Source organism: Gaiella sp. (assembly GCF_035710885.1).
GTDB lineage: Bacteria > Actinomycetota > Thermoleophilia > Gaiellales > Gaiellaceae > Gaiella.
In genome coordinates this window covers 49,091-72,933 of the sequence record NZ_DASTCS010000051.1, presented here as the reverse complement: position 1 = coordinate 72,933, position 23,843 = coordinate 49,091, and the positions used below count along the sequence as shown (strand labels likewise).

The following is a 23,843-nucleotide window of genomic DNA, read 5'->3' as shown; positions in this document are numbered from 1 at the left end:
TCCGGGCCTTACGGCGCGAGCGGCGGCGGCGGCGGGCACTCCTTGATGAACCAGGGCGTCGGGACGCGGGCGCGAGCCCTGCCCGCGCTCGCGGTGACCTCGTCGACCGAGCAAGCCCCGAGCCCGGGGAAACGGCGGGTGAAACCACCCCGCCTGCCGGCACGAACCGTTGTCTGACGCGCGATCCCGGGGCCTGCCAGGCGCAGGCGAACGAGCACCCTCGGAGCGAATCCCGCGCCGACGATCGTGAGCGTCTCACCAGGGGCGACCCGGACCTGTGGCGCCGTCGCCGACGAAGCGGTCGCGGCCAACGACGCCACGAGGAGAAGGGAGAGCAGCCAGACGGCGGCCTTCACATCCCGAGTATCGACTGCGGAGTGCCGCGCGAAGCGGTTCCGTACACCTTTCTTACACAGCGTCCCCGAGGGCCGGTCGGTGATATCACGCCCGCACGGTCGATTTGATATCGCCCCTCGGTTCGTTCATAGTGCTGCCCGAAAGTGTCGGGGGAGAGGTACCGCTTCCTCTTGCGGATGCCGTTCGCGCTCCGTGATCGTCTCCGGACGGCTGCTGATCGCTCGGGCCGGAGCCTGAACGGGGAGATCATCGCGCGCCTGGAAGCGAGCCTCGACGCGGCTGACCTCGATCCAGCGCACGCGCACGGTCGCGTGCGACCCCATCCGAAGAGGAGTCGCATGACACGTAGACGACGACACGGGCTCGCCGCGTTCGCGGTGCTCCTCGTGGTAGCCGCGGCCGCAGTCGCCGGCGTGACCCTGTCCGGGTCCGACGCGACATCGGCCGCTCGCGGCGGCGGGGAGTTCCCTACCGCCCTGGGCGCCCATCTCGCGAAGCTCGCCGTAGCCGCGCCCGCCCTGAAGACGCAGGAGAACCCAGCCTCACGCTCGGACTGGAAGTTCGAGCAGCAGGCGTATCCGTCGGCCGACATCGCGCTCGCGAAGATCGACGCGGCCCGCGCGGCCGCGAAGAGCGCGAAGGGGCGCCCGTTCCCGAGCGGGAAGGGACAGAAGGGCACGTGGGTGAGCGTCGGGCCCGACACGGCCCTGTACCCCTTCACGGAGTTCCGCAACTCGTTCCTCTACGTCCCGAACACCTACGTCGCCTCCGGGCGGACGACGGTGCTCGCGATCGGCTCGACCTGCAAGCCGGGCAACTGCCGGCTCTGGGCGGGTGCGGCCGGCGGCGGCATCTGGACCACGAAGAACGCGTTGACGGGGCAGCCGAACTGGGAGTTCGTGTCCGGCTCGTTCGGGATCCAGGCCGTCAGCTCGATCACGATCGACCCCAACGACCCGAGCGGGAACACCGTGTGGGTCGGCACCGGGGAGGCGAACGCCTCCGGGGACTCCGCCGCCGGCGTCGGCATCTACAAGACGACGAACGGCGGCGCCTCGTGGACGGGCCCGCTCGGGGCGAACGTGTTCGACGCCCGGGCCGTCGGTTCCATCGAGGTCGTTCCCGGTAACCCGAACATCGTGTATGCGGCCTCCACACGAGGCGTTCGCGGCGTCTCGTCCGTCTCGGGCGGCGGGGTGTCGATCATCCCCGGCGCACCTCAGTGGGGCCTCTACAAGTCGACGAACGGCGGCGCGAGCTGGACGTTCGTCCACAACGGCGCTGCGACGCCGGGGGTCTGCACGGGCGATACGAACGAGGCCCTGAACCTCGGCGCGTGCTCCCCGCGTGGTGTCCGCCACATAGCACTCGACCCGTCGAATCCGCAGATCGTGTACGCGTCCTCGTACGCCCGGGGCATCTGGCGCTCGCCGGACGCGGGTGCGACCTGGGTCGAGATCAAGCCGTCGCTGAATGCGGCGCAGAACACCACCCGAGCGGCGATCGCCGTCAACAAGCTGCCGAACGGCAAGACGCGCATGTACGTGTACGAGGGAAACGTCGGCACGCCGTTCAGCAGGCTCTTCCGCTCGGACGACGTGTCGTCGGGCGTACCCGTGTTCACCGACCTTACGAGCAACAGCCTGGCGAACCCGGGCGTGGCGACGTTCGACCTGTGTACCGGCCAGTGCTGGTACGACGTGTTCGTCCATTCGCCGAAGGGTCATCCGGAGGTCGTGTACGCCGGGGGCGCGTATCGCTACGGCGAGACGTTCGCGAACAAGCGCGGGGTGATCATGTCGACCGACGCCGGTGTGTCGGGCTACGACATGACGTTCGACGGGACGGATCCTCTCCATCCCAACGGCCTCCACCCGGACCAGCACGCGCTCGTCACCAATCCGGACAACCCGATGCAGTTCTTCGAGGCGAACGACGGCGGGATCATGCGCTCGAGCGGTGAGCTCGTCGACCGTTCCGTCTGGTGCGACGACCCGAACCGGAACCTCAGCGCAGCCGCGAATGCGCGGTGCAAGCAAATGCTCTCGAAGATCCCGACCAAGCTCGAGTCGCTGAACAAGGGCCTGCCGACGCTCCAGTTCCAGAGCCTCTCGGTCAGCCCGTTCAACTCGAACCTGCTGCAGGGCGGCACACAGGACAACGGCACCTGGCAGACACAGGGGAACCCGACCAAGTGGGAGAACACGATGATCGGCGACGGGGGTCAGTCCGGCTTCGACTCCGAGATCCCGGCCTTCCGCTTCCACACGTTCTTCCAGGCGACACCGGACGTCAATTTCTCGAACGGTGACATCTCCGACTGGAACTGGATCGGCGATCCGCTCGGTACGGAAACCCAGTCGTTCTACGTGCCGATCATCAGCGATCCCGTCGAGAGCGGCTGGATGTTCGTCGGCACGGGGCACGTGTGGCGCACCAAGACCCACGGCATGGGCTCCATGAGCCTCGCCGAGCTCCGGCAGCACTGCAACGAGTGGACCGGCGACTTCCCCGCCAACGTCACCTGCGGTGACTGGGAGCCGCTCGGGCCGGCCGGTGTCGCCGGGTACGTCTCCGGGGTGGTCAACCAGTACACGACAGCGGTCGAGCGTGCACCCACGGACTCGAAGACCCTCTGGGCGGGAGCCCTGAACGGTCGTGTCGTGATCTCGACGAACGCGGACGCGGAGCCCGCGACCTCCGTCGCGTTCACGAGGCTCGACGACGACGCGGGCAGCGGCGCTCCCGGCCGGTTCGTCTCGTCGATCTTCATCGATCCGAACGACGCGAACCACGCGTGGGTCTCGTACACGGGCTTCGACGCCAGCACGCCGGCGACCCCCGGTCACGTGTTCGAGGTGAGGTACAACCCCGCGACCGCGACGTCGACGTGGACGAACCGGAGCTATGACCTCGGCGACCTGCCGATCAACGACATCGCCGTCGACACCGCCTCCGGTGACGCCTACGCAGCGTCCGACTTCGGCGTCTACCGCCTCGCGAGCGGTACGACGACATGGACCGCCGCTGCACCGGGGATGCCGAACGTGGAGGTAGCCGGCCTGACGTACGTCGGCAAGGACAGAATCCTCTACGCGGCGACCCACGGCCTCGGCGCCTGGAGGCTCAACCTCGGGTAGACCCCGGGCCAGAAGCACGTTCCGACGGAGGGCCGCTGACGCGGCCCTCCGTGCAGTAGGCTCGCGCCGATGGGACGACGGGGAGGCGTCGTGCTCACGATCGGCGCCGCCGCGGTCGCGGCGATCTTCCTCCTGCCGCTCGTCTTCATGGTCTCCGGATCGCTCCGCCCGCCGGGCCTTCCGCCGCCGCGCTCGCCGGAGCTCGTCCCCGACCCGCTCGGCTTCGGAAGCTACGGCCGCGCCTTCGACCTCGTCGACCTCGGCCGCTACACGCTCAACTCGCTCGTCGTCGCGACGCTCGCCGCGGTCCTCTCGGTGCTGGTCGCGTCGCTCGCAGGATTTGCTCTCGCGCGGCTGAGCGGCGCGGCGTTCCGGGTCCTGGTCGCCGCGTCGGTGGCGGCGCTGATGGTGCCCGCGACCGCGCTCGTCGTGCCGCGTTTCACGCTCTTCCAGTGGCTCGGGCTCACGGATACCTGGGTGCCGCTGCTCGCGCCGGCGCTGCTCGGCACGTCCCCGCTCTACGTGCTCCTCTACACCTGGGCGTTTCGTCGCCTGCCGCAGGAGCTCTACGACGTCTGCCGCCTGCACGACCTGGGCCCGTTCGCGATCTGGCGCCGAGTCGCGATGCCGCTCGTGAAGCCCGTCACCGTCGCGGTCGGCTTCCTCGCCTTCCTCGTCTCCTGGGGGAACGTGCTCGACCCGCTCGTCTACCTCTTCGACCCGAGCCTCTACACGCTCCCGCTCGGGCTGCGCTCGCTGGCGACGCTCGACCGGTCCGACCTGCCGGTCCTGCTGGCCGGCGCGGTCGTGGCGACGGCACCTGTCGTTGCGCTCTTCCTCGTTGCCCAACGCTGGTTCCTGGACGACTTCCGGGGCGCACGGTGGCTCGGGCGCTGATCGCTCTCGTCGCCGCGCTGGCAGTGGCCGCCGCCGGCTGCGGCGGCGAGTCGAGGGAGGGACCCGTGCGCTTCCTCGTCTTCGGCGATCCGGAGGAGCTCCAGGCCTACAGGGACGTCGCGTCGGCCTACGAGCGGGAATCCGGAGAGGACGTGCAGCTCGTCGAGGCGAGCGACCGTGACGACCTGATCGCCCGGCTGTCGACCTCGATCGCAGCGGGATCTCCCCCCGACGTCTTCCTCATGAACTACCGCTACTACGGGCAGTTCGCGTCCAAGGACGCGATCGAGCCGGTGACGGAGCGCCTGGACGAGTCCGAGGCGTTCGAGGCGGACGACTTCTACCCGATCGCGATGGACGCGTTCCGCTGGCGCGGCGAGCAACTCTGCATGCCGCAGAACATCTCGAGCCTCGTCGTCTACTACAACCGTGATCTCTTCACCCGGTACTCCGTGCCGGAGCCGAAGAGCGGCTGGGCCTGGAACGAGCTGCTCGGCGCCGCCGCTGCGCTCACGCGCGATGCCAACGGCCGTCAGCTCAGGGCGGGCGACCCCGACAGCGGCGGAGCGACGGCCGCCGTCTACGGGCTCGGGGTCGAGCCGACGCTGATCCGGATCGCCCCGTTCGCCTGGTCGAACGGGGGGTCGCTCGTCGACGACGACGACCGGCCGACGCGACTGACGCTGGACGAGCCCGAGTCCCTCGAGGCTCTCGCCGCCTTCCTGCAGCTGCGGAGCGTCTACGGCGTCGTGCCGGCCGACGTCGAGGTCGAGGCAATCGACGACGAGACGCGCTTCGCCAACGGCGGGCTTGCGATGCTCCTCTCCTCCCGTCGCTCGACGCCGCTCTTCCGCACCATCACCGACTTCGAGTGGGACGTTGCGCCGCTGCCCGTCTGGAAGGAGCCGGCCGGGATCCTCCACTCGGACGCGTACTGCATCACCTCCGGCTCGGAGGACAAGGACGCCGCCTGGGACTTCGTCGAGTTCGCACTCGGGGCGGAGGGCCAGCGAATCGCCTCCCGGACGGGGCGGACGGTGCCGTCCATGATCTCGGTCGCGCAGTCGGAGGCGTTCCTCGACCCGAATGCGCCTCCACGCAACGCCCGCGTGTTCCTGGACACGATCGACGTGATCCGGCTGGTGCCGACGCTCTCGACGTGGCCGGAGATCGAGGATGCGACCGAGCCGATCCTCGAGAACGGGCTGTACCACGGCGAGCCCGCCGAGCAGGTGGCCCGCGAGGTCGACGAGGCGACACGACCACTGTTCGCACGGGCCGAGGGCCCGTGAGCGGGCTCCGGCTCGAGGGCCTCTCCAAGCGGTACGGCCGGATCGACGCGCTTCGAGACGTCGACCTCTCCGTGGGCACGGACGAGCTGCTCGCGGTGCTCGGGCCGTCCGGGTGCGGGAAGACGACTCTGCTCCGCCTGATCGCGGGGCTCGAGGAGCCGACCGGCGGACGTGTGCTGCTCGACGGGCGCGACATCACCGGGCTCCCCCCGGGCCGGCGGAACGTCTCGATGGTGTTCCAGAGCCACGCCCTGTTCCCGCACATGACCGTGCGCGAGAACATCGCCTTCGGCCTGATCGTGCGCGACGTCCCCAGGGCGGACGCGGCAGCCCGGGTCGAACGCGCGGTCGGTCTCGTCGGCTGCGGGAACGTACTCGAGCGACGGCCCCACGAGCTCTCCGGCGGGGAGCGCCAGCGCGTGGCTCTGGCACGCTCGCTCGTCCGCGAGCCCGACGTGTTCCTCTTCGACGAGCCGCTCTCGAACCTGGACGCAGAGCTCCGTGTGCAGATGCGCGCGGAGCTGAAGGAGCTCCATCGACGCGTCGGTGGGGTCTCCGTGCACGTGACGCACGACCAGGTCGAGGCCCTCGTCCTCGGCGATCGGATCGCAGTCCTCCGAGAGGGACGCGTGGAGCAGCACGGCACGCCCGACGAGATCTGGCGTGAGCCGGTGAACCGCTTCGTCGCGCGTTTCGTCGGCTCCCCCACGATGAATGTCGTGCCCGCCGACGGCCCGTTGCGGGTCCAGGGTGTGCCTGCCGACCCCGGGCTCGAGCTGGGCGTCCGCCCGGAGCACCTTCGCCTCGGGCATGGCCCCGCCCGCGGCAGCGTCGCGCTCGTCGAGCCGGTCGGCAGCGAGGCGTACGTCCACGTCGACGTCGCAGGCGTGCGACTCGTCGCGCGCTGCGATTCCGCCGGGCGGCCCCAACCGGGAGACCAGGTCCTCCTCTCGGCCGTTCCGGATCACGTGCACCTCTTCGACGCGGCGACCGGCGCCCGGGTGCGACGGAGGTGACGGAGCGCCGACAGCTCGCGCTGATGCTCGCGCCGTACGCGGTGGGGCTCGCCGCCCTCGTGGCCTTTCCGGCGGTCGTGACGGTCGCGTTGGCGTTCACGGAGTACGACCTCGTCCGGGCGCCGGAGCTGGTCGGCCTCGCCAACTTCAGAGAGCTCGTCCACGACGACGTCTTCCGGATCGCGCTCGTGAACTCCCTCGTCTTCGCCGCGATCGCGACGCCGCTCAGGCTTCTCGCCGCGCTCGGGCTTGCGCTGCTCCTCCACCGGCGCTTCCGCGGCGGCGGCGCGGCCCGGGCGGCCGTGATCCTTCCCACGGTCGTCCCCGAGGTCGCCTTCGGGCTTCTCTGGCTGTGGCTCTTCAATCCGATCTCCGGGCCGGTGAACGGGCTGCTGACAGCCGGCGGTGCGAACGGCGAGACCGTCCTCGGACGGCTTCCCCCGCAGTGGCTCACCGATCCGAACCACGCACGCGCCGGGGTCATCCTGATGAGCCTGTTCACGATCGGGGAGGGGTTCGTGATCCTGCTCGTCGCGCGCCGCGCGATCCCGTCCGACCTCTACGAGCTGGCAGCGCTGGAGGACGCGACCTGGTGGGACGTGTTCCGGCGCATCACCCTGCCCGTGATGGCTCCCGCGCTCGCCCTGCTCTGCCTGCGCGACCTCGTGCTCGGCCTGCAGACGACCTTCGTCCCGTCGCTCGTGGTCTGGGACGGAGGCCCACCCGACTACGGAACGACATACCTCGGCCTCTTCGCCTACCGGAACGCGTTCGAGTACCTGCGCTACGGGTATGCAGCCGCGGCGACCGTCGTGATGCTTCTCCTGACGGCGACCGCCGTCGTCGTCCAGCTGTGGGCGATTCGGCGGTGGAGCCGCCGAGCCGTCACGCCGCATGGTGCATGACTGTAGGGTGCGCCGGCCGATTGGCATCGTGGCACCTCGCACAAATGGGCAATTGAGGTTCACTCTTGCCCTTCACCGCGGCGGCGGCTAGGGTCACGCTCCGGGCGGGCCGTCCGCCCACCAAGGGGAGAACTCAGAAGGGAGACACATGAGGAAGCAATTCCTCGCGCTCCTCAGCGGAGCGCTTGTGCTCGTCCTGTCGGTCGGCGTCGGCGTATCGGTGGCCGCCGGCACCGCAGCCGGCGGCAAAGGCAAGGCCGACCAGGCCATCGGGCAGGTGCACAACCTCGAATCGTCGCTCGCCAAGCGACAGAACGAAGATCGCACCAAGGCGCAGCAGCAACTGCTGCAGGGCAAGATCCAGAAGGGCGCGAAGGTCGCGAAGCTCGCGAACGGACGCTACGTCGAGCTTGCTCGCGAGGCGACCGACCGGATCTTCGTCGTGATCGCCGAGTTCGGGAACACGGCCCATACGTCGTATCCCGTGATCCCGGCCGCGGGGGCCCAGCGGTTCGAGGGACCGCTGCACAACGAGATTCCCGCGCCTGACCGCTCGGTCGACAACTCGACCCTGTGGCAGTCCGACTACAGCAAGGCCCACTACCAGGACATGTATTTCAACCGGATGGCCAAGTACTACGAGCGTCAGTCGTCCGGGCGCTACTCGGTCGCCGGCGACGTCGTCGAGTGGGTCAAGGTGCCGTTCAACCAGCGCCGGTACGGCTCGAACGACTGCGACGTCGATGGTGACATCCAGATCGGGGTTGCGGGGAGCGCGGACAGCATCGTCTGCTCGAACACGTGGTTCCTGATCCGCGACGCCATGGCGTTCTGGGTCAAGTCGCAGCTCGATTCGGGCAAGACGATGGCCGAGATCAACCAGTACCTCAGCACGTTCGATGTCTGGGATCGCTACGACATCAACGGCAACGGCGAGTTCGACGAGCCGGACGGCGTCATCGACCACTTCCAGATCGTCCACGCCGGTGGCGACGAGGCGGCCGGTGACCCGATCTACGGCCAGGACGCCATCTGGAGCCATCGTTGGCAGGCACAGATCAGCGGGACCGCAGGCTGCCCGTTCGACGGGGCAGGCGTCCGCTCGACGCGGATCGGGATGGGCGGCGTGTCGTCGGGTGTGACGATTCCGCAGAACCTGACGAATTTCTGCGTCTTCGACTACACGATCCAGCCCGAGAACGGCGGGCTCGGTGTCTTCGCGCACGAGTACGGCCACGACCTCGGACTGCCGGATCTCTACGACACGTCCGGCAACACCGGCGGCGCCGAGAACTCGACCGGCTTCTGGACGCTCATGTCCTCCGGTGCGAACATCGGTGACGGCGGCCGCGACGGAATCGGGGACGACCCGACCGATCTCGGGGCATGGGAGAAGTTCCAGCTCGGGTGGCTGAACTACGACGTGGCCTCCGCCGGCCAGACGTCGACCCACCGGCTGGGTCCGGCGGAGTACAACACGCAGGACGCCCAGGCCCTGTTCGTGGTGCTCCCGCCGAAGCAGGTGGAGACCGACCTCGGCGATCCGTTCGAGGGTCCTGACTTCTTCTACTCCGGGGCGGGTGACGACCTCGACGTCACGATGACCAAGCAGGTGACCGTCGGGGCAGGTGCGTTCTCGGCCCGCGTCCGGTACGAGATCGAGCAGGACTGGGACTACGCCTACCTCACGGTGAATGGCAACCCGGTCGCCACGAACCTCTCGACGACCACCAATCCCAACGGCCAGAACTTCGGCAACGGGATCACTGGATCGTCAGGCGGTAACTGGGTCTCGCTGACCGCGAACCTCGCGGCATTCGCGGGACAGACGGTCACGCTCGGCTTCCGCTACTGGACGGACGGCGCTGCCGTCGAGTCGGGCCTCCAGGTCGACGACATCACGCTCGACGGGACGGCCCACGACGAAGGCTGGACGCTCAACGGCTTCCGTGTGACGACCGGCCAGGAGACGGCGGCGTTCTTCAACGCCTACGTCGCCGAGAAGCGGCAGTACACGAGCTACGACACGTCGTTGCAGACCGCGTACAACTTCGGGTTCCTGAACACGAAGCCCGATTGGGTCGAGTCGTTCCCCTACCAGGACGGGCTCTTGATCAGCTACTGGGACTCGTCGCACACGGACAACAACGTGGGCGACCATCCCGGTGAGGGCTTGCTCCTCCCGGTGGACGCGCATCCGACGTTCCATCACGCTCAGGACGGCACGCTGCTGCGGCCCAGGATCCTGTCCTTCGACTCGACGTTCTCGAAGCAGAACACGAAGGCGATCACGGTGAACATCAACAGCCGGCCGACCACGATCCCCGCGCAGAAGGGCGTGGACGTCTTCGACGACACGAAGGACTACTGGTTCGCCGAAGACGGGCACGGCGCCGATCACCCGGGTCGCTACGAGCCCGAGTGGTACAGCGTCAAGGTGCCGAAGACGGGCACAACGGTCACGATCAAGAGCGGTGGCTCCCAGAGTGCCGCGATGGAAGTCGTCGTCGCGCCGAAGTAGCTCCTCGGCACGACTGCGTAGTAGGGGTGATCGGGCGGGGGAGACCCCGCCCGATCACGTTCTGCGTCTCAGTCCCGCGGCGGCGGGATGCAGGGGGCGCTGCGGAGGTTCAGCGACGCACGGCTTCCGCGGCTACCGAGCGCGAGCACGGCGAGCGCCCGGCCGCACGGCTGGCTGGGGAGCCTGAAGGTCGCCGAGAAGCGGCCCGCCGGTGTCGTCCGGACGAGCACGCGCCTGGGCCCGGAGAGCGTCATCGCCGTCACGGCGATCCGCTCGCTCGGCCGAAACGCCTCCCCCCGAACCGTCAGCGGCTGTTGCGTGACGAGCCGAAGCTTCGGCGTGGTCGCGGCGTGTGCGGCCGGAGCGGTAACGGCCACGAGCGCCGCAACAATCGCGAGCGCCTTCACGGTGGTGACGCTATCCCCGCGCCGTGAGGATTTCGTGAAGCCGAGGTCAGTGGCGCGGCGCGTCCTGGTCCGACTCGAACTCGCCGGGCCTGCTCCGGAACCGGTTGGCGGCGATCTCGTCGGCCTTCTCCGCGGCGTATTCCCGCTCCGCCTCGTCGGCCTCGGCGTCCTCGAGCTCCTCGCTATCGGTGGGCGTGGACCGGAGCCAGCCGAAGACCGTGTCCTTGATTCCCATGGCTCGACCCTAGCGCGTTCCACCGCGCGGAGCGAATCGCGCGACGCGCCCGGAGATCAGTAGGCGACCGCGCCGCGTCCGGTCTCGGCCGCGTGACGCTGCTCGTCGGCGCGGTAGCTCGACCGGACGAGCGGCCCCGCGAACACCGAGCCGAAGCCGAGCGCCTCGCCCTGCTCGCGCATCCAGCGAAACTCGTCGGGATGCACCCAGCGGTCGATCTTCGCGTGGTGCGACGAGGGCTGGAGGTACTGGCCGATCGTGACGACGTCGACGCCGTTGGCCCGCAGGTCGCGCATCGTGTCCACGACCTCGTCGTTCGTCTCACCGAGGCCGACGATGATCCCGGACTTCGTGAGCACCGGGTAGTCGGCGATCTCCTTCGCGCGGCGCAGGAGCGAGAGCGCGCCCTCGTAGCTCGCCTTCGCCCCGCGCATCCGCCGGTGCAGGCGGCGGACGGTCTCGATGTTGTGGTTGAAGACCTCGGGCCGCGCGCCGATCACCGTCCGTAGCGATTCCTCCTCGACCCCGAGGAAGTCCGGCGTGAGCACCTCCACGTGGGAATCCGGCAGCTTCGCCTTGAGTGCCCGGATCGTGGCGGCGAAGTGTCCGGCGCCCCGGTCGGGCAGGTCGTCTCGGTCGACCGAGGTCACGACGACGTGAGAAAGCCCCATCGTCGCGGCTGCCTGGGCCAGCCGGAGCGGCTCGAGCGCGTCGGGAGGGTGCTCGGGCTTGCCGGACGTCACGTAGCAGTAGCGGCACGCCCGCGTGCAGGTGTCACCGAGGATCTGGAAGGTCGCCGTGCCCCGTCCCCAGCACTCGCCGATGTTCGGGCACCGTGCCTCCTCGCAGACCGTGACGAGGCTCGCGCCGTGGAGCAGCTTGCGGACGTCCCAGTACTTCCCCTCGCGACTCGGTGCGCGAACCTTCATCCACTCGGGACGGCGGGGACGTTCCGCGACGGGGAGGGACGTCTGCATCGGGCTCAGTGTACGGAGAGCCTCTCGTGGACGGGCTGCGGCCAGAGACCCGCTCCGTCCTCGGCCGGAAGTGCGTCGAGCTCGAGGCCGAAGACCTCGGCCAGGGCCTCGGCGGCGGCCGGCCGGACGTCGTCGACCGTGAGCGGTCGGCCAAGCTCGTGCGCCATCGACGTGAAGTGGGCGTCCTCGAGCCCGCAGGCCGTGATCCACTGTGTGAAGGGCGCGGGGTCGAGGTCGACGTTGAGCGCGTAGCCGTGGGTGGTGACCCACCGCGCGGCATGTACCCCTATCGATGCGACCTTCCGGGGCGGGGAGGTCAGCCAGACGCCCGTCAGCCCGTCGATCCGCTCGCCGTTCAGGTCGAAGCGGCCCAGCGTCCCGATGATCGCCTGCTCGAGGTCGCGGACGTACTTCTTGAGGTCGCGCCCATGACGGTTCAGGTCGAGGATCGGGTAGCAGACGAGCTGTCCCGGGCCGTGATAGGTCGACTTGCCTCCGCGATCCGTCTCCACCACGTCGACCTCGATCCCGTCCGGGAGATGGAGCTCTGCGGCCTCGTCCGTCCGCCGCCCCAGCGTCACGACCGGCTCGTGCTCCAGGAGGATCACGGCGTCGGGGATCGCAGCTTGCGAGACGGCCCCCGCGAGGGAACGCTGGAGCGCCAGCGCCTCACGGTAAGGAGTCAGCCCGGGGAGATCGAGGAGGTACGCGCCGGCCATCGAGCTCGAGCGTAGCTACGCCGTGCGCTGGCCGAACATCCAGCGGTGCCCCTCGGGATCCTCCGCCGTGTAGAGCCGCATCCCCGCGTGGGCGACGTCGTCGAGCGGGCGGATCACCGTCGCCCCGGCGGCGGTCGCCTGAGCGTGGTGGGCGCCGACGTCGTCCACCTCCACGAAGAGGCCGTCGATCACCCAGGGATTGTCCTGCCAGAGCCGCGCAGCCTCACACTCCTCGCGATGCCGACGCGGCCCCTGGTAGTCGGGGGTCGGCGTGGCGAGCATGACGATCGCTCCGTCCCGCTCGAGCTCGGCGTGGGTCACCGTCCCGTCCGCGTCGGTGAGCCTCTGCCCCTCGCGCTCCGCGAAGCCGAACGCGTCCGTCAGCCAGTCGATCGCCGCCGCGGCGTCCTCGTACGCGAGCATCGGGATGATCCGCTGCGTCATCGGGCCGCTAGGCCGAGCCCTCGTCCCACTCCTCGAGGCGCTTGCGGAGGTCGCGCAGGAAGCCACCAGCGTACGCACCGTCCACGAGGCGGTGGTCGTACGTGAGCGTGACGTTCATCAACGGCCGGATCGCGATCACGTCCTGCCCGAGCTCGTCCTGCACGACCCACGGGCGCTTCACGAGGGCGTACGTGCCGAGGATCCCGGCCTGCGGCTGGCTGATGATCGGTGTGCCGTGGAAGGTGCCGAAACCGCCCGGGTTCGTGACCGTGAACGTGCCGCCCTGGACGTCGTCGGGCATGAGCTTCTTCGTGCGGGCCCGCTCGGCGAGGTCGGCGATCGCGCGCGCTACGCCGAGCAGGTTGAGATCCTGCGAGTTCCGGATCACGGGGACGATGAGGCCCTTGCCGTCTTCGAGCGCGACTGCGATGCCCACGTTGACGTAGGGGCGCGTCACGATCTTGTCCCCGCGGATCTCGCCGTTGATCCACGGCCAGTCCTTGAGCGTCTCGACGGCCGCCTTCGTCACGAACGCCAGGTAGGTGGGATTGACGCCGTACGTCGCCTCGTACTCCTTCTTCAGGCGCTCGCGCGCCGCGACGACGCGCGACATGTCGACCTCGATGGCGCTGGTCACGTGCGCGGAGGTGTCGAGCGAGCGGCGCATGTGCTCGGCGACGCCCCGGCGCATCGCGTTCATGGGCTCCTCGTGCTCGCCCGCGACGGGTGCAGCGGCGCCGACGGTGACGGGGGCCGGCGGCGCGGGAGGTGCCGCGGTCGGCGCTTCCGCGGGTACGGCAGGCCGCGCAGGGGCGGCCGGCTCCGCGTGCGGCGCGGGCGCTGCGGGCGCTGCCTGGCCCTCCGGGGCGGCAACGGGCGCGGGCGCAGGGGCCTGCGCGGGCGGAGCCTCGTGAGCCGGCGGCGTCGCGGCGCCGGACTCGATGAACGCGAGGATGTCCTTCTTCGTGACCCGGCCCCCCTGGCCGGTTCCCGGGACGGCATTCGGGTCGATCCCGTGCTGCGCGGCGATCCGGGCGACGACGGGCGACACGAACGTGCGGCCGTTCCCGCCGGCCTGTGGCACGGCCTGCTCCTGCGGGGCGACGGGCTCGCCCGTCGGCGCTGTCGCCGGAGCTGCCTCGGCTTGCGGCGGGGCCTCGGCCACCGGCTCGGCGGCGGGCTGAGGCTCGGGCTCGGCCGCGGCTGCCTCGGGAGCAGGCGGCTCGGGCGCGGGCTCGGCGGCGGGCGCCGGCTCGGCCGGGGCCTCCGCGGCCGCGGTGCCTGCGGGGGCGATGGTTGCCAGAACGGTGCCGACCTCGACCGTCTCGCCCTCCTGGACGCGGATCTCGGCGACGACGCCCTCGCCGGGGCTCGGCACCTCGGTGTCCACCTTGTCCGTCGAGATCTCGAGCAGCGGCTCGTCGAGGGTTACTTCGTCGCCAGGCTGCTTCAGCCAGCGGGTGACCGTGCCCTCCGAGACGGAGACGCCCATCTGGGGCATCACGACCTCGACAGTGGTACCGGTGCTCACGTCGTCTGCCTCCTAGTACGCGGCCAGCTCGCGCAGAGCGGCCGCGACGTCGTCGACCTGCGGGATGAATGCCTTCTCGAGCGTCGGCGCGAACGGCACGGGGCTGTCGGGCGCGGCGATCCGGCGCACCGGCGCATCGAGCTGCTCGAACGCCTCCTCCGCGATCGTGGCCGCGATCTCGGCCCCGAAACCGCCGGTCTTCGTGTCCTCGTGGAGGACGAGCACCTTGGAGCAGCGCTCGACGCTCGCCAGCACGGCATCGCGGTCCCACGGGATCAGCGTGCGGAGATCGACGACCTCGACCGAGACGTCCTCCTCGGCGAGCTTCGAGGCCGCCTCGTCGGCCGTGTACACCATCGCCCCCCACGTGACGACCGTGATGTCCTCCCCCGCGCGGTGGACGCGAGCCTTCCCGAACGGGGTCGTGTAGCGGTCGTCGGGCACCTCGCCCTTGATGCGCCGGTACAGGTGCTTGTGCTCGAAGTAGAGGACCGGGTTGGGATCCTCGATCGCCGTCGCGAGCAGGCCCTTCGCATCCTCCGGCGTCGCCGGGCAGACGACCTTGAGGCCGGCGATGTGCGCGAAGCTCGACTCCGGGTTCTGCGAGTGGAAGGGCCCACCCGAGAAGCCGCCTCCCGAGGGGAGGCGCAGCACGATCGGGATCGGGGTGCCCGTGCGGTAGTGCTGCTTTGCCGCGACGGTGACGAGGTGGTCCCACGCGCAGGAGACGAAGTCCGCGAACTGCATCTCGGCGACCGGCCGCATGCCCATCAGGGCCGCGCCGGTCGCGCCCGCGACGATCGCGGTCTCGGAGAGCGGCATGTCGAGCACCCGGCTCGCGCCGAACTCCTCCTGGAAGCCCTGGGTCACCTTGAACGCGCCGCCGTAGACGCCGACGTCCTCGCCGAGGACGAACACGCGCTGGTCGCGGCGCATCTCCAGCCGGAGGGAGTCGCTGATCGCCTGGAGGTACGTCTTCTCAGCCATGGCGCTCGCTCATCGGTGGTGGGGGGTCTCGAGCTCGTCGGGTGTCGCGAAGACGCCGTCGGTCACCGTCGACGGGTCGGGCAGCGGGGACTCCTCGGCCCGCTGGATGGCGTCGTTGAGCAGGCGCTTCACGCCGCTCGTGAGCTCGTCCTCCTCGGCGTCGGTCAGCTCGGCGTGGTCGCGCAGCCAGCTGCGGAACCGCTCGATGGGGTCACGTCTCGCCCATTCCTCGAACAGCTCCTTGGGGACGTAGAACGCGTCGTCGTGGACCGCGTGGCCCTCCATGCGCAGCGTGACCGACTCGATCAGCGTCGGCCCACCGCCCTCGCGCGCCTTCTCGATCGCGCGCTTCGCCTCCCGGTAGACGGCGAGCACGTCGGTCCCGTCGACGACCACGCCGTCGAAGCCGTAGCCGGCGGCGCGATCTGCGAGATGGTCGACGGCGTACTCGAGGTGGGACGGTGTCGAGTAGGCCCACTGGTTGTTGTCGATCACGAAGACGACCGGCAGCCGCCGGACACCGGCCAGGTTCATCCCCTCGTGCGCGTCGCCGCGCGCGGCGGCGCCCTCACCGCACCACGCGACCGCGACACGCCTCTCGTCCCGGATCTTGAAGGCCAGGCCCATCCCGACGGCGACCGGCAGCATCGCCGGCAGGTGGCTGACCATCGTGTGGAGCCCCAGCCGCGCATCGCCCATGTGGATGTTCCCGTCGCGGCCCCGGGTCGGGCCGTCCTCCCGGCCCATGTACTGCGCGAAGACGCGCCAGGCCTCGACGCCGCGCGTCACGTGCACGCCCATGTCACGCTGGAGCGGGGTGCCGACGTCGTTCGGCCCCATCGCGGTCGCCACACCCACCGCCGAGCCCTCGTTGCCACGGCCCGTGTAGAACGAGCCCGGGATCTTTCCCTGCTTGTAGAGGATGTGGCCGCGCTCCTCGATCGCGCGGGTGATGAGCATGTTGCGGTACATCCCGAGCAGGTCCTCACGGTCGAGGCCCGCCTCCTTCACCTGTTGCAGTGTCTCGACCGGCTCGGCCTCGCGTACTGCCATGTGGGCACGCTCCCCTTCCTGGGCGACGATCGCGGTGGACTCTACCCGTTCGGCAGGTCGACAGAACCGACTCGGGAGCGCCCCAAAAGGGGGCTCTTGAGGCCCCGCACCGAGCGCCGGCGAGGGTGCCGGACGACCGCTCGCGGTACAAGTCAGGCATGGCCAAGCCGCGGCGTAACTGGATCCAGGAGGAGCGCCGACGCACGCTCGGCGACTGGGTCGCCTTCTGCCCCTCCTGTGGCCACGTCGCCCGCTACTTCGAGGATCACGAGCACGAGCGACCGACCGAATGCCCTCAGTGTGCGACGACGCTCGTGGCGCGGTGCCCGGGCTGCGACGCGCGGCTCCCCTCGGCCTTCCAGGTGGAGTGCGAGGAGTGCGGCGCCGCGCTCCGACCCGACGAGCTCTTCGGCGGCCCGATCCGGCGCCGGGGTCGCTAGCGCCTTCCGGTCGACCGTGCGCGAGCCGTCGCGGCCGGAGGCCGGCTTTGCCGGCCGGGAGGCCAGATCTCCCTCCGGCCGTGCGCTGCGGAGACGGAGGGGGCTCGTGGGGGAACCATCGGTTGCCCCACGTCCAAGGAGGAGGGGGGCTCGTGGGGGAACCATGGGTTCCCCCACGTCCTAGAACATGGTCCCGACGATCTGGGAGAACCGGATCACCGTCACCGTGTCCTCGTGGGACACGGGGCGGTTGTAGAGCTTCGAGAGCCACTCGGTGAACTCGTCGACGCGGCGGATCTCCGGGTTGTCGTGCTCGATCTCGCGGGGGGACAGGTGCGCGAGCGTCTTCACCTCGACCTTGTCGATCACGGCGTCGAACACCTTCTCGCGCTGCCCGTAGCGCGCGCCCACGAGCACGGTCACGATCATTCCCTTGCGGTACTTCGAGGACTTGTCGCCGAGCCGGATCGTCGCGGTCTTGCGGCCGGTGCGGAGCTGGTCGGCCACGATCGGTGAGTAGAAGTTCAGCGCGAACGTCGGCACCGCGCGAGCCTATCGGGTCGTGCGTCTAGGAGGAACCCTCCTCGAGCAGATCCGCCGCCTTCGCGGCCATCTCCCGCTCTCCCGTGTACGCGAGCAGGCGCGGTGCGTCCGCGAGCGGCACCCAGCGGGCCTCGGCGACCTCGATCTCCATCCCGGCCGGCAGCTCTCCGATGCGCCCTCCGCTCGCGCGGAGCAGGAAGAAGGAGACGACCTTGAAGACGCGCTCGCCCGCCCACGTGTAGACGTAGCGGACGTCCCCGAGCTTCCTGTCGGGCACGGCGCGCAGGCCGGTCTCCTCGTAGACCTCGCGCAGGGCGGTCTCGACACCCCGCTCGCCTGCGTCGATGAGGCCCTTCGGGAGCGCCCAGACCTGGGGACGATGCTCCTCGCGCCGGGGACGGACGACCGCGAGCCACCACCGTCCGCGCATTCGGCGCACGACCACCCCACCGGCAGAGAACTCACGTCGCACGCCAGGATTCTGACCGCTGGCCATCCAGGCGGAAATCTGAGCCGAGTAGACTGAGATCATCCGTCGCAGGCGTGACGGGAACCTGCTATAAGAGTGGTTGTCGGCACTCTCCTACCACGAGTGCCAGACGGTCGTAAGAACACTCGAGTCTCTCAGGGAGGCACATCGAATGAATCTGCAGCCCCTTGGTGACCGCCTGATCGTCGAAGTCCTCGACGAGGAGGACGTCACGGCAAGCGGCATCGTGCTACCCGACACGGCGAGGGAGAAGCCGCAGCGCGGCAAGGTCCTGGCCGTCGGTCCCGGCCCGCGGGACGAAGACGGGGAGTACATCAAGATGGACGTGGAGGAGGGGGACGAGATCATCTTCTCCAAGTACGGCGGTACCGAGATCAAGCTCGGCACCGACGAGGTCCTGATCCTGCGCGAATCGGATGTGCTCGCGAAGGTCGTAACCACAGGCGGCAAGGGCAAGCGCAAGCTCGCCGGCGCCGCCGCCTAGCTCGTTCGCTCAGGAGGAAACACGCATGGCTCACAAGGAGCTCAAGTTCAACGAGGATGCGCGCCGCGCACTCGAGCGGGGAGTCAACACCCTCGCCGACGCGGTCAAGGTGACGCTCGGCCCCAAGGGCCGCTACGTCGTCCTCGACAAGAAGTTCGGCGCGCCGACGATCACGAACGACGGCGTCACCATCGCCCGCGAGATCGAGGTCGAGGACCCGTTCGAGAACCAGGGCGCACAGCTCGTCCGGGAGGTCGCCACGGCGACCAACGACGTCGCCGGTGACGGCACGACGACCGCGACGGTGCTCGCCCAGGCAATCGTCCGCGAGGGCCTCAAGAACGTCGCGGCGGGCGCCAACCCGATGGGCCTCAAGCGGGGCATCGAGCAGGCCGTCGAGAAGGTCGTCGAGGACCTGAAGAAGCAGTCCGTCGAGGTGTCCGGCAAGGAGGACATCGCGCGGGTCGCCACCATCTCGTCGCGCGAGCGCGAGATCGGCGACGTGATCGCGGACGCGATCGAGAAGGTCGGCAAGGACGGCGTCGTGAACGTCGAGGAGGGCCAGACCTTCGGCCTCGACCTCGAGTTCACGGAAGGCATGCAGTTCGACAAGGGCTACCTGTCGCCGTACATGATCACCGACGCCGAGCGCATGGAGGCCGTGCTCGACGAGCCGTACGTCCTGATCGCGAACCAGAAGGTCGGCGCGGTCAAGGATCTGCTGCCGGTGCTCGAGCAGGTCATCCAGGCCGGCAAGCCGCTGCTCGTGGTCGCCGAGGACGTCGAGGGCGAGGCCCTCGCGACCGTCGTCGTCAACAAGCTCCGCGGCGTCTTCACCGCCGTCGCCGTCAAGGCGCCGGGCTTCGGTGACCGCCGCAAGCGGATGCTCGAGGACATCGCGATCCTCACCGGCGGCGAGGTGATCACCGAGGAGATGGGCCTCAAGCTCGAGAACACGAAGCTCTCGCAGCTCGGCCGGGCCCGCAAGATCGTCATCGACAAGGACTCGACCACGATCGTGGACGGGGCCGGTGACTCCGAGGCGATCAAGGGCCGCATCAAGCAGCTCAAGTCGGAGATCGAGACGACCGACTCGGACTTCGACCGCGAGAAGCTCCAGGAGCGCCTCGCGAAGCTGTCCGGCGGCGTCGCGGTGATCAAGGTCGGTGCTGCGACCGAGACCGAGATGAAGGAGAAGAAGCACCGCGTCGAGGACGCGCTGCAGGCGACCCGGGCGGCCCTCGAGGAGGGCATCGTCGCGGGTGGCGGCGTGGCGCTCCTGAACGCTGCGGACACGGTGAAGAAGGGCTTCGAGACGCTCGAGGGCGACGAGAGGACCGGCTCGTCGATCATCCTCCGCTCGCTCGAGGAGCCGCTCCGGCAGCTCGCCTACAACGCGGGCCTCGAGGGCTCGGTCGTCGTCAACCAGGTCCGCTCGGCCAAGAAGGGCCACGGCCTGAACGTCGACAGCGGCGAGGTCGAGGATCTCGTCAAGGCCGGGATCATCGATCCGACGATGGTGACGCGCTCGGCGCTGCAGAACGCCGCATCGATCGCAAAGAACATCCTCACGACCGAGGCGATCGTCGCCGAGGCCCCCGAGAAGGCAGGCGCCGCCGCGGGCATGCCCGACATGGGCGGCATGGGCGGGATGATGTAGCAACGTGGGGGAGCCCCTGGTTCCCCCACGAGCCCCCTCCTCATGCGCAACGCATGGGAGATACGGGCTCGGGCTCCCGTCGGGCAAGGCCCGGCTCGGCCCGCAGACCGCAGTTCACGGATCACCGCACGAGGGCCGGCGCGAGCCGGCCCTCGTGCGGTCCCCGAGCGTGCCACTACCCGGCGGCATCGCCGTGCGAGCGCCGAGCGGCCGCCGGGTGCCGTCGGCGGGCGGCCACCTGACAGAATCGGGCCGTGCCCCTCTGGTCAGGCCGCGTCGGCGCCGCCCTCGATCCCGCCGTCTGGGAGCTCCTACGCGCGAACGACGCGGAGCTGCTCCCGTACGACTGCGAGGCGACGGCGGAGCATGCGGCACGCCTCCACGGCGCAGGGCTGCTCGAGGCCGGGGAGCTGGCAGACGCCGAGGAGCGGCTCGCCGAGATCGCGCAGGACCCGTCCGCGATCCTCGCGGACGACGAGGACGTGCACTCGGCGATCGAGCGGCTGCTCGGGCCCGTGGGCCGGAAGATCCACGCCGGACGCTCGCGCAACGACCAGGTCGCGGCGGCGCTCCGCCTGTACGTGCGCGACGCCTGCGCCGAAGCGCGTGAGGAGATCGACGCGCTCGCGCTCGTCACGCTCTCGTTCGCCGAGGCGGAGGCCGACACGCTGATGCCGGGGTACACGCACCTCCAACGCGGGCAGCCGGTGACGCTCGGGCACCACCTGCTCGCCTGGGTCGAGATGCTCGACCGCGACCGCACACGGTTCGCAGCCGCGAGCGACGCGGCCGCCGCGAGCCCGCTCGGTGCGGGCGCGCTCGCGGGCTCGACCCTCGGCCTCGACCCGCCCGTGGGCCAGATGCGGAACTCGATCGACGCGGTGGCCGACCGTGACTTCGCGCTCGACTACCTCTACGCGGCGGCGATGCTGGCGCAGCACCTCTCCCGGATCGGCGAGGAGGTCGTCCTCTGGTCGACCTCCGAGTTCGGCTTCCTCAGGCTGCCCGAGAATGCCTCCACCGGGTCGTCCATGATGCCCCAGAAGCTCAACCCCGACGTCGCGGAGCTCGTGCGGGGCAAGGCGGGCACCGCACTCGGGCGTCTCGCCGGCCTGCTCGCCGTCCTCAAGGGGCTGCCCCTCGCATACGACCGGGATCTCCAGGAGGACAAGGCGCCCGTGTTCGACGCCCGCCGCGACGTCAGATCGTCCCTGCGGGGGATGACCGTGCTCGTGAGCGGGCTCGCCGCGAACAGGGAGCGGCTGGCAGTCGCGGTCTCCGATCCGCTGCTGCTGGCGACCGACGTCGCGGAGGACCTCGTGCGCGGCGGAATCCCGTTCCGAGATGCGCACGAGCAGGTGGCGGCATCGGTTCGCGACGGCTCGTTCTCGAGCGGGGCGACCGCTGCGGACAGCGTCGCCGCCCGGGGGGCACCCGGCCCGGGCGGGGTCCGCGACGCGATCACGGCAGCCCGCAGGCGCTTCGGCGCGGCTCGCTGAGCGAGCCCCTGCCCGGCCTGTGACGCCGCGCGCGTCCGGCGGCGTATCTCGTGCAAACCCGACCGGAGGCCACATCACATGAAACGCATCGCACTCGCCGCGGGACTGCTGCTCGCCGCGGCCGCGCTGGCAGGGGCATTGCGCCCCGAGGGAGCGTCTGCCGTCGACCCGCCCGGCACGGGGGACACGGTGACGGTGAGCGGAACCGGCAGCGTCACGGCCGTGCCCGACCGTGCCGAGGTCTCGGCGGGCGTCGAGACCAGGGCCGCCACTGCGAGAGCAGCCCTCTCGGCCAACGGCGCCGCGATGCAGAAGGTGCTCGATGCGCTCCGGGCACGGGGAGGGAAGGACGTGACCACGCAGACCGTCTCGCTCTCGACCGCTTTCGACGACAACGGTCGGCCGAACGGCTTCGTGGCGTCGAACATCGCCTCGGCCGAGACGACGCTCGCGGGCGCGGGGGCGTTGATCGACGCCGCCGTGGCCGCGGGTGCCAACACGATCTACGGGCCGTCACTGTCGCGCTCGGACTCCGACGCGCTCTACCGCCAGGCGCTCGAGAGGGCCGTCTCCGACGCCGAGGACCGGGCGGCGATCCTCGCCAAGGCCGCCGGCCGGGGGCTCGGGCGCGTCACCGGGATCACGGAAGCTGGGACCCCCGAGGCGCCCATGTACGCACGGTCGGCCGCGGCCCAGGACTCGACGCCCGTCGTCTCCGGCCCGCAGGAGACGACCGCGACGGTCAGCGTGACCTACGAGCTCCGCTGACTTCTCCGCAAGGTGGGGATCCGCAGAAGCGGATCCCCACCTTCTCGTTGTCAGCCGGTCGCCGGCGCCGGGGGCGCCGCGGGCGCGGCCGGAGCCTCCCTCGGGGGAGCGACGACGTGGTGGCCATGGTGCTCGGTCCCGTACCCGCCCGGGACCGGGATGTAGAACTCGGGGTAGCCCCACATGCCGTGCTCGGACACGTCCAGCCCGGCCGCCTCGACGGACGGCTCCGCGCGGATCCCGACCGTGGCCTTCATCGCCCACAGGATCAGGAAAGAGGCGCTGAACGTGAACGCGCCGACCGCGACGAGGCCGAGTGCCTGGACGCCGAGCTGGTGGAGCCCGCCGCCGTAGAGAAGCCCGGCCTGTCCCCATTCGAGGGACTCGGCGAGCTGCGGCACGGTCAGGAACCCGAGCGACAGCGTGCCCCAGACCCCGGCCATGCCGTGCGCGGCCAGCGCGCCGACGGGGTCGTCGATCCCGAGCCGCTCGACCAGGAGCACGCCGAGCACCACGATCGCGCCGGCGACGAGGCCGATCATGATCGCCGCCCACGGCGCGACGAAGGCGCAAGCAGCGGTGATCGCGACGAGCGCGCCGATCGCGCCGTTCAGCATCATCGAGAGGTCGGGCTTCCGGATCACGATCCAGGCCGTGACCATCGCGCCGATCACGCCCGCCGCCGCGGCGAGGTTCGTGTTCAGGGCGACGTACGCGAAGAAGCCAACGCCGCCGTAGTCCACGCTCAGCGTGGAGCCCGGGTTGAAGCCGAACCAGCCGAACCAGAGGATGAACACGCCGAGCGTCGTATAGGCCATGTTGTGGCCGGGGATGGCCTGCGGCCTCCCGCCCACGAACTTGCCGATGCGCGGCCCGAGCAGCAGCGCGCCTGCCAGCCCCGCGAGCGCCCCCTGGTAGTGGACGACCGTGGAGCCGGCGAAGTCCTGCATGCCCTTGGCGAAGAGCCACCCGTCGCCGCTCCAGATCCAGTGGGAGACGACGGAGTAGATCAGCGTGTAGGCAACGCCGAACACGATGTACACCCAGAGCCGGGCGCGTTCCGCCATCGCGCCCCAGACGATCGCCAGCGAGACGGCCGCGAACGCCGTCTGGAACAGGAGCGCGGCCCCGCCCGGGATCGCCCCGAACCACGAGAACGGCTCCGTCCCGACGGCGAGCAGGTCGTCCACCGAGGGCACGAGGCCCGAGCCTCCCACGAGCCCGGTGCCGCCGTCGCCGAATGCGATCCCGAAGCCGACGAGGTAGTAGGTGATCGCGGCGATGCCGAGCACGAGGGCGTTCTTCGCGGCGATGTGCCCGACGTTCTTCATCCGTGTCAGGCCGGCCTCGAGGAACGCGAAGCCCGCCTGCATGAAAAGGACGAAGACGGCCGCTATCACGACCCAGAGCGTGCTCGCCGCCAGGCCCAGCTCTTCGTTGCTCATACGCTCACCTCCGTTTCGGTTTCGAGGGCCGGC

The 23,843-nt window shown here is 70.0% G+C and carries 23 protein-coding genes and 1 pseudogene; 12 read left to right on the top strand and 12 right to left on the bottom strand.

What is annotated here, in order from left to right:
• Positions 1 to 8 precede the first annotated feature (8 nt).
• Complete coding sequence (locus tag VFO26_RS12695; RefSeq protein WP_325115372.1) at positions 9 to 356, bottom strand: hypothetical protein; 348 nt, start codon at positions 354 to 356, stop codon at positions 9 to 11.
• A 144-nt stretch (positions 357 to 500) separates the two neighbouring features.
• On the opposite strand from VFO26_RS12695, the pseudogene VFO26_RS18000 reads away from it, so the two are divergent.
• The 7 genes and pseudogenes from VFO26_RS18000 to VFO26_RS12665 form a co-directional block, all read left to right on the top strand.
• A pseudogene (locus tag VFO26_RS18000) lies at positions 501 to 617 on the top strand (Arc family DNA-binding protein); the annotation flags it as partial.
• A 78-nt stretch (positions 618 to 695) separates the two neighbouring features.
• Positions 696 to 3,497 (top strand): hypothetical protein, encoded by a 2,802-nt coding sequence (locus VFO26_RS12690; RefSeq protein WP_325115371.1) that lies wholly within the window; start codon positions 696 to 698, stop codon positions 3,495 to 3,497.
• A gap of 69 nt (positions 3,498 to 3,566) precedes the next feature.
• Positions 3,567 to 4,394 (top strand): carbohydrate ABC transporter permease, encoded by an 828-nt coding sequence (locus VFO26_RS12685; protein WP_325115370.1) that lies wholly within the window; start codon positions 3,567 to 3,569, stop codon positions 4,392 to 4,394.
• Positions 4,379 to 5,686, top strand: a complete 1,308-nt coding sequence (locus VFO26_RS12680) for a sugar ABC transporter substrate-binding protein (RefSeq protein WP_325115369.1) — start codon at positions 4,379 to 4,381, stop codon at positions 5,684 to 5,686. The genes VFO26_RS12685 and VFO26_RS12680 overlap by 16 nt, the downstream gene beginning before the upstream one ends.
• Positions 5,683 to 6,702, top strand: a complete 1,020-nt coding sequence (locus VFO26_RS12675) for an ABC transporter ATP-binding protein (protein ID WP_325115368.1) — start codon at positions 5,683 to 5,685, stop codon at positions 6,700 to 6,702. Before VFO26_RS12680 ends, VFO26_RS12675 begins: the two co-directional genes overlap by 4 nt.
• Before the next feature lie 23 nt (positions 6,703 to 6,725).
• Positions 6,726 to 7,607, top strand: a complete 882-nt coding sequence (locus tag VFO26_RS12670) for a sugar ABC transporter permease (protein WP_349259083.1) — start codon at positions 6,726 to 6,728, stop codon at positions 7,605 to 7,607.
• A 148-nt stretch (positions 7,608 to 7,755) separates the two neighbouring features.
• The gene (locus tag VFO26_RS12665) at positions 7,756 to 10,128 is read left to right on the top strand and encodes an immune inhibitor A domain-containing protein (RefSeq protein WP_325115366.1); all 2,373 of its coding nucleotides are present in this window, start codon (positions 7,756 to 7,758) and stop codon (positions 10,126 to 10,128) included.
• 68 nt (positions 10,129 to 10,196) lie between these two features.
• Here VFO26_RS12665 and VFO26_RS12660 read toward each other — a convergent pair whose 3' ends face one another.
• The 8 genes from VFO26_RS12660 to VFO26_RS12625 are packed head-to-tail and all read right to left on the bottom strand — an operon-like array spanning position 10,197 to position 16,481.
• A complete protein-coding gene (locus VFO26_RS12660; RefSeq protein ID WP_325115365.1) occupies positions 10,197 to 10,535 on the bottom strand; it encodes a hypothetical protein in 339 nt (112 codons plus the stop codon).
• 46 nt (positions 10,536 to 10,581) lie between these two features.
• On the bottom strand, positions 10,582 to 10,770 hold the full coding sequence (locus VFO26_RS12655) for a hypothetical protein (RefSeq protein WP_325115364.1): 189 nt from the start codon (positions 10,768 to 10,770) through the stop codon (positions 10,582 to 10,584).
• Between the two features lie 56 nt (positions 10,771 to 10,826).
• The gene (lipA, locus tag VFO26_RS12650) at positions 10,827 to 11,747 is read right to left on the bottom strand and encodes a lipoyl synthase (protein WP_325115363.1); all 921 of its coding nucleotides are present in this window, start codon (positions 11,745 to 11,747) and stop codon (positions 10,827 to 10,829) included.
• 5 nt (positions 11,748 to 11,752) lie between these two features.
• The gene (gene lipB, locus VFO26_RS12645) at positions 11,753 to 12,466 is read right to left on the bottom strand and encodes a lipoyl(octanoyl) transferase LipB (protein WP_325115361.1); all 714 of its coding nucleotides are present in this window, start codon (positions 12,464 to 12,466) and stop codon (positions 11,753 to 11,755) included.
• A 15-nt stretch (positions 12,467 to 12,481) separates the two neighbouring features.
• Complete coding sequence (locus tag VFO26_RS12640) at positions 12,482 to 12,910, bottom strand: VOC family protein (RefSeq protein WP_325115359.1); 429 nt, start codon at positions 12,908 to 12,910, stop codon at positions 12,482 to 12,484.
• 7 nt (positions 12,911 to 12,917) lie between these two features.
• Complete coding sequence (locus tag VFO26_RS12635) at positions 12,918 to 14,441, bottom strand: dihydrolipoamide acetyltransferase family protein (protein ID WP_325115358.1); 1,524 nt, start codon at positions 14,439 to 14,441, stop codon at positions 12,918 to 12,920.
• A gap of 12 nt (positions 14,442 to 14,453) precedes the next feature.
• Positions 14,454 to 15,428, bottom strand: coding sequence for an alpha-ketoacid dehydrogenase subunit beta (locus VFO26_RS12630; protein ID WP_325115357.1), 975 nt, complete (start codon positions 15,426 to 15,428; stop codon positions 14,454 to 14,456).
• 9 nt (positions 15,429 to 15,437) lie between these two features.
• The gene (locus VFO26_RS12625) at positions 15,438 to 16,481 is read right to left on the bottom strand and encodes a thiamine pyrophosphate-dependent dehydrogenase E1 component subunit alpha (RefSeq protein ID WP_325115356.1); all 1,044 of its coding nucleotides are present in this window, start codon (positions 16,479 to 16,481) and stop codon (positions 15,438 to 15,440) included.
• Between the two features lie 158 nt (positions 16,482 to 16,639).
• Here VFO26_RS12625 and VFO26_RS12620 point away from each other — a divergent pair, with 158 nt between their 5' ends.
• Positions 16,640 to 16,921, top strand: coding sequence for a hypothetical protein (locus tag VFO26_RS12620; protein WP_325115355.1), 282 nt, complete (start codon positions 16,640 to 16,642; stop codon positions 16,919 to 16,921).
• A gap of 180 nt (positions 16,922 to 17,101) precedes the next feature.
• On the opposite strand, the gene VFO26_RS12615 is transcribed toward VFO26_RS12620, so the two are convergent.
• Both VFO26_RS12615 and VFO26_RS12610 read right to left on the bottom strand, forming a co-directional pair.
• Positions 17,102 to 17,464, bottom strand: a complete 363-nt coding sequence (locus VFO26_RS12615; protein ID WP_325115353.1) for an ASCH domain-containing protein — start codon at positions 17,462 to 17,464, stop codon at positions 17,102 to 17,104.
• Between the two features lie 25 nt (positions 17,465 to 17,489).
• Positions 17,490 to 17,936, bottom strand: a complete 447-nt coding sequence (locus tag VFO26_RS12610; protein WP_325115352.1) for an NUDIX hydrolase — start codon at positions 17,934 to 17,936, stop codon at positions 17,490 to 17,492.
• Positions 17,937 to 18,105: 169 nt separating this feature from the next.
• Between VFO26_RS12610 and groES the strand changes: the two genes are divergently transcribed.
• The 4 genes from groES (at position 18,106) to VFO26_RS12590 (ending at position 22,365) form a co-directional block, all read left to right on the top strand.
• A complete protein-coding gene (groES, locus tag VFO26_RS12605) occupies positions 18,106 to 18,438 on the top strand; it encodes a co-chaperone GroES (RefSeq protein WP_325115351.1) in 333 nt (110 codons plus the stop codon).
• Between the two features lie 25 nt (positions 18,439 to 18,463).
• Positions 18,464 to 20,098: a chaperonin GroEL gene (gene groL, locus VFO26_RS12600; protein WP_325115350.1), complete on the top strand. Its 1,635-nt coding sequence runs from the start codon at positions 18,464 to 18,466 to the stop codon at positions 20,096 to 20,098.
• Between the two features lie 254 nt (positions 20,099 to 20,352).
• Positions 20,353 to 21,597, top strand: coding sequence for an argininosuccinate lyase (argH, locus tag VFO26_RS12595; protein WP_325115349.1), 1,245 nt, complete (start codon positions 20,353 to 20,355; stop codon positions 21,595 to 21,597).
• A 78-nt stretch (positions 21,598 to 21,675) separates the two neighbouring features.
• Positions 21,676 to 22,365 (top strand): SIMPL domain-containing protein, encoded by a 690-nt coding sequence (locus VFO26_RS12590; RefSeq protein WP_325115348.1) that lies wholly within the window; start codon positions 21,676 to 21,678, stop codon positions 22,363 to 22,365.
• Between the two features lie 50 nt (positions 22,366 to 22,415).
• Here the strand turns inward: VFO26_RS12590 and VFO26_RS12585 are convergent, their stop codons facing one another.
• The gene (locus tag VFO26_RS12585; protein ID WP_325115347.1) at positions 22,416 to 23,810 is read right to left on the bottom strand and encodes an ammonium transporter; all 1,395 of its coding nucleotides are present in this window, start codon (positions 23,808 to 23,810) and stop codon (positions 22,416 to 22,418) included.
• Positions 23,811 to 23,843: the final 33 nt, after the last annotated feature.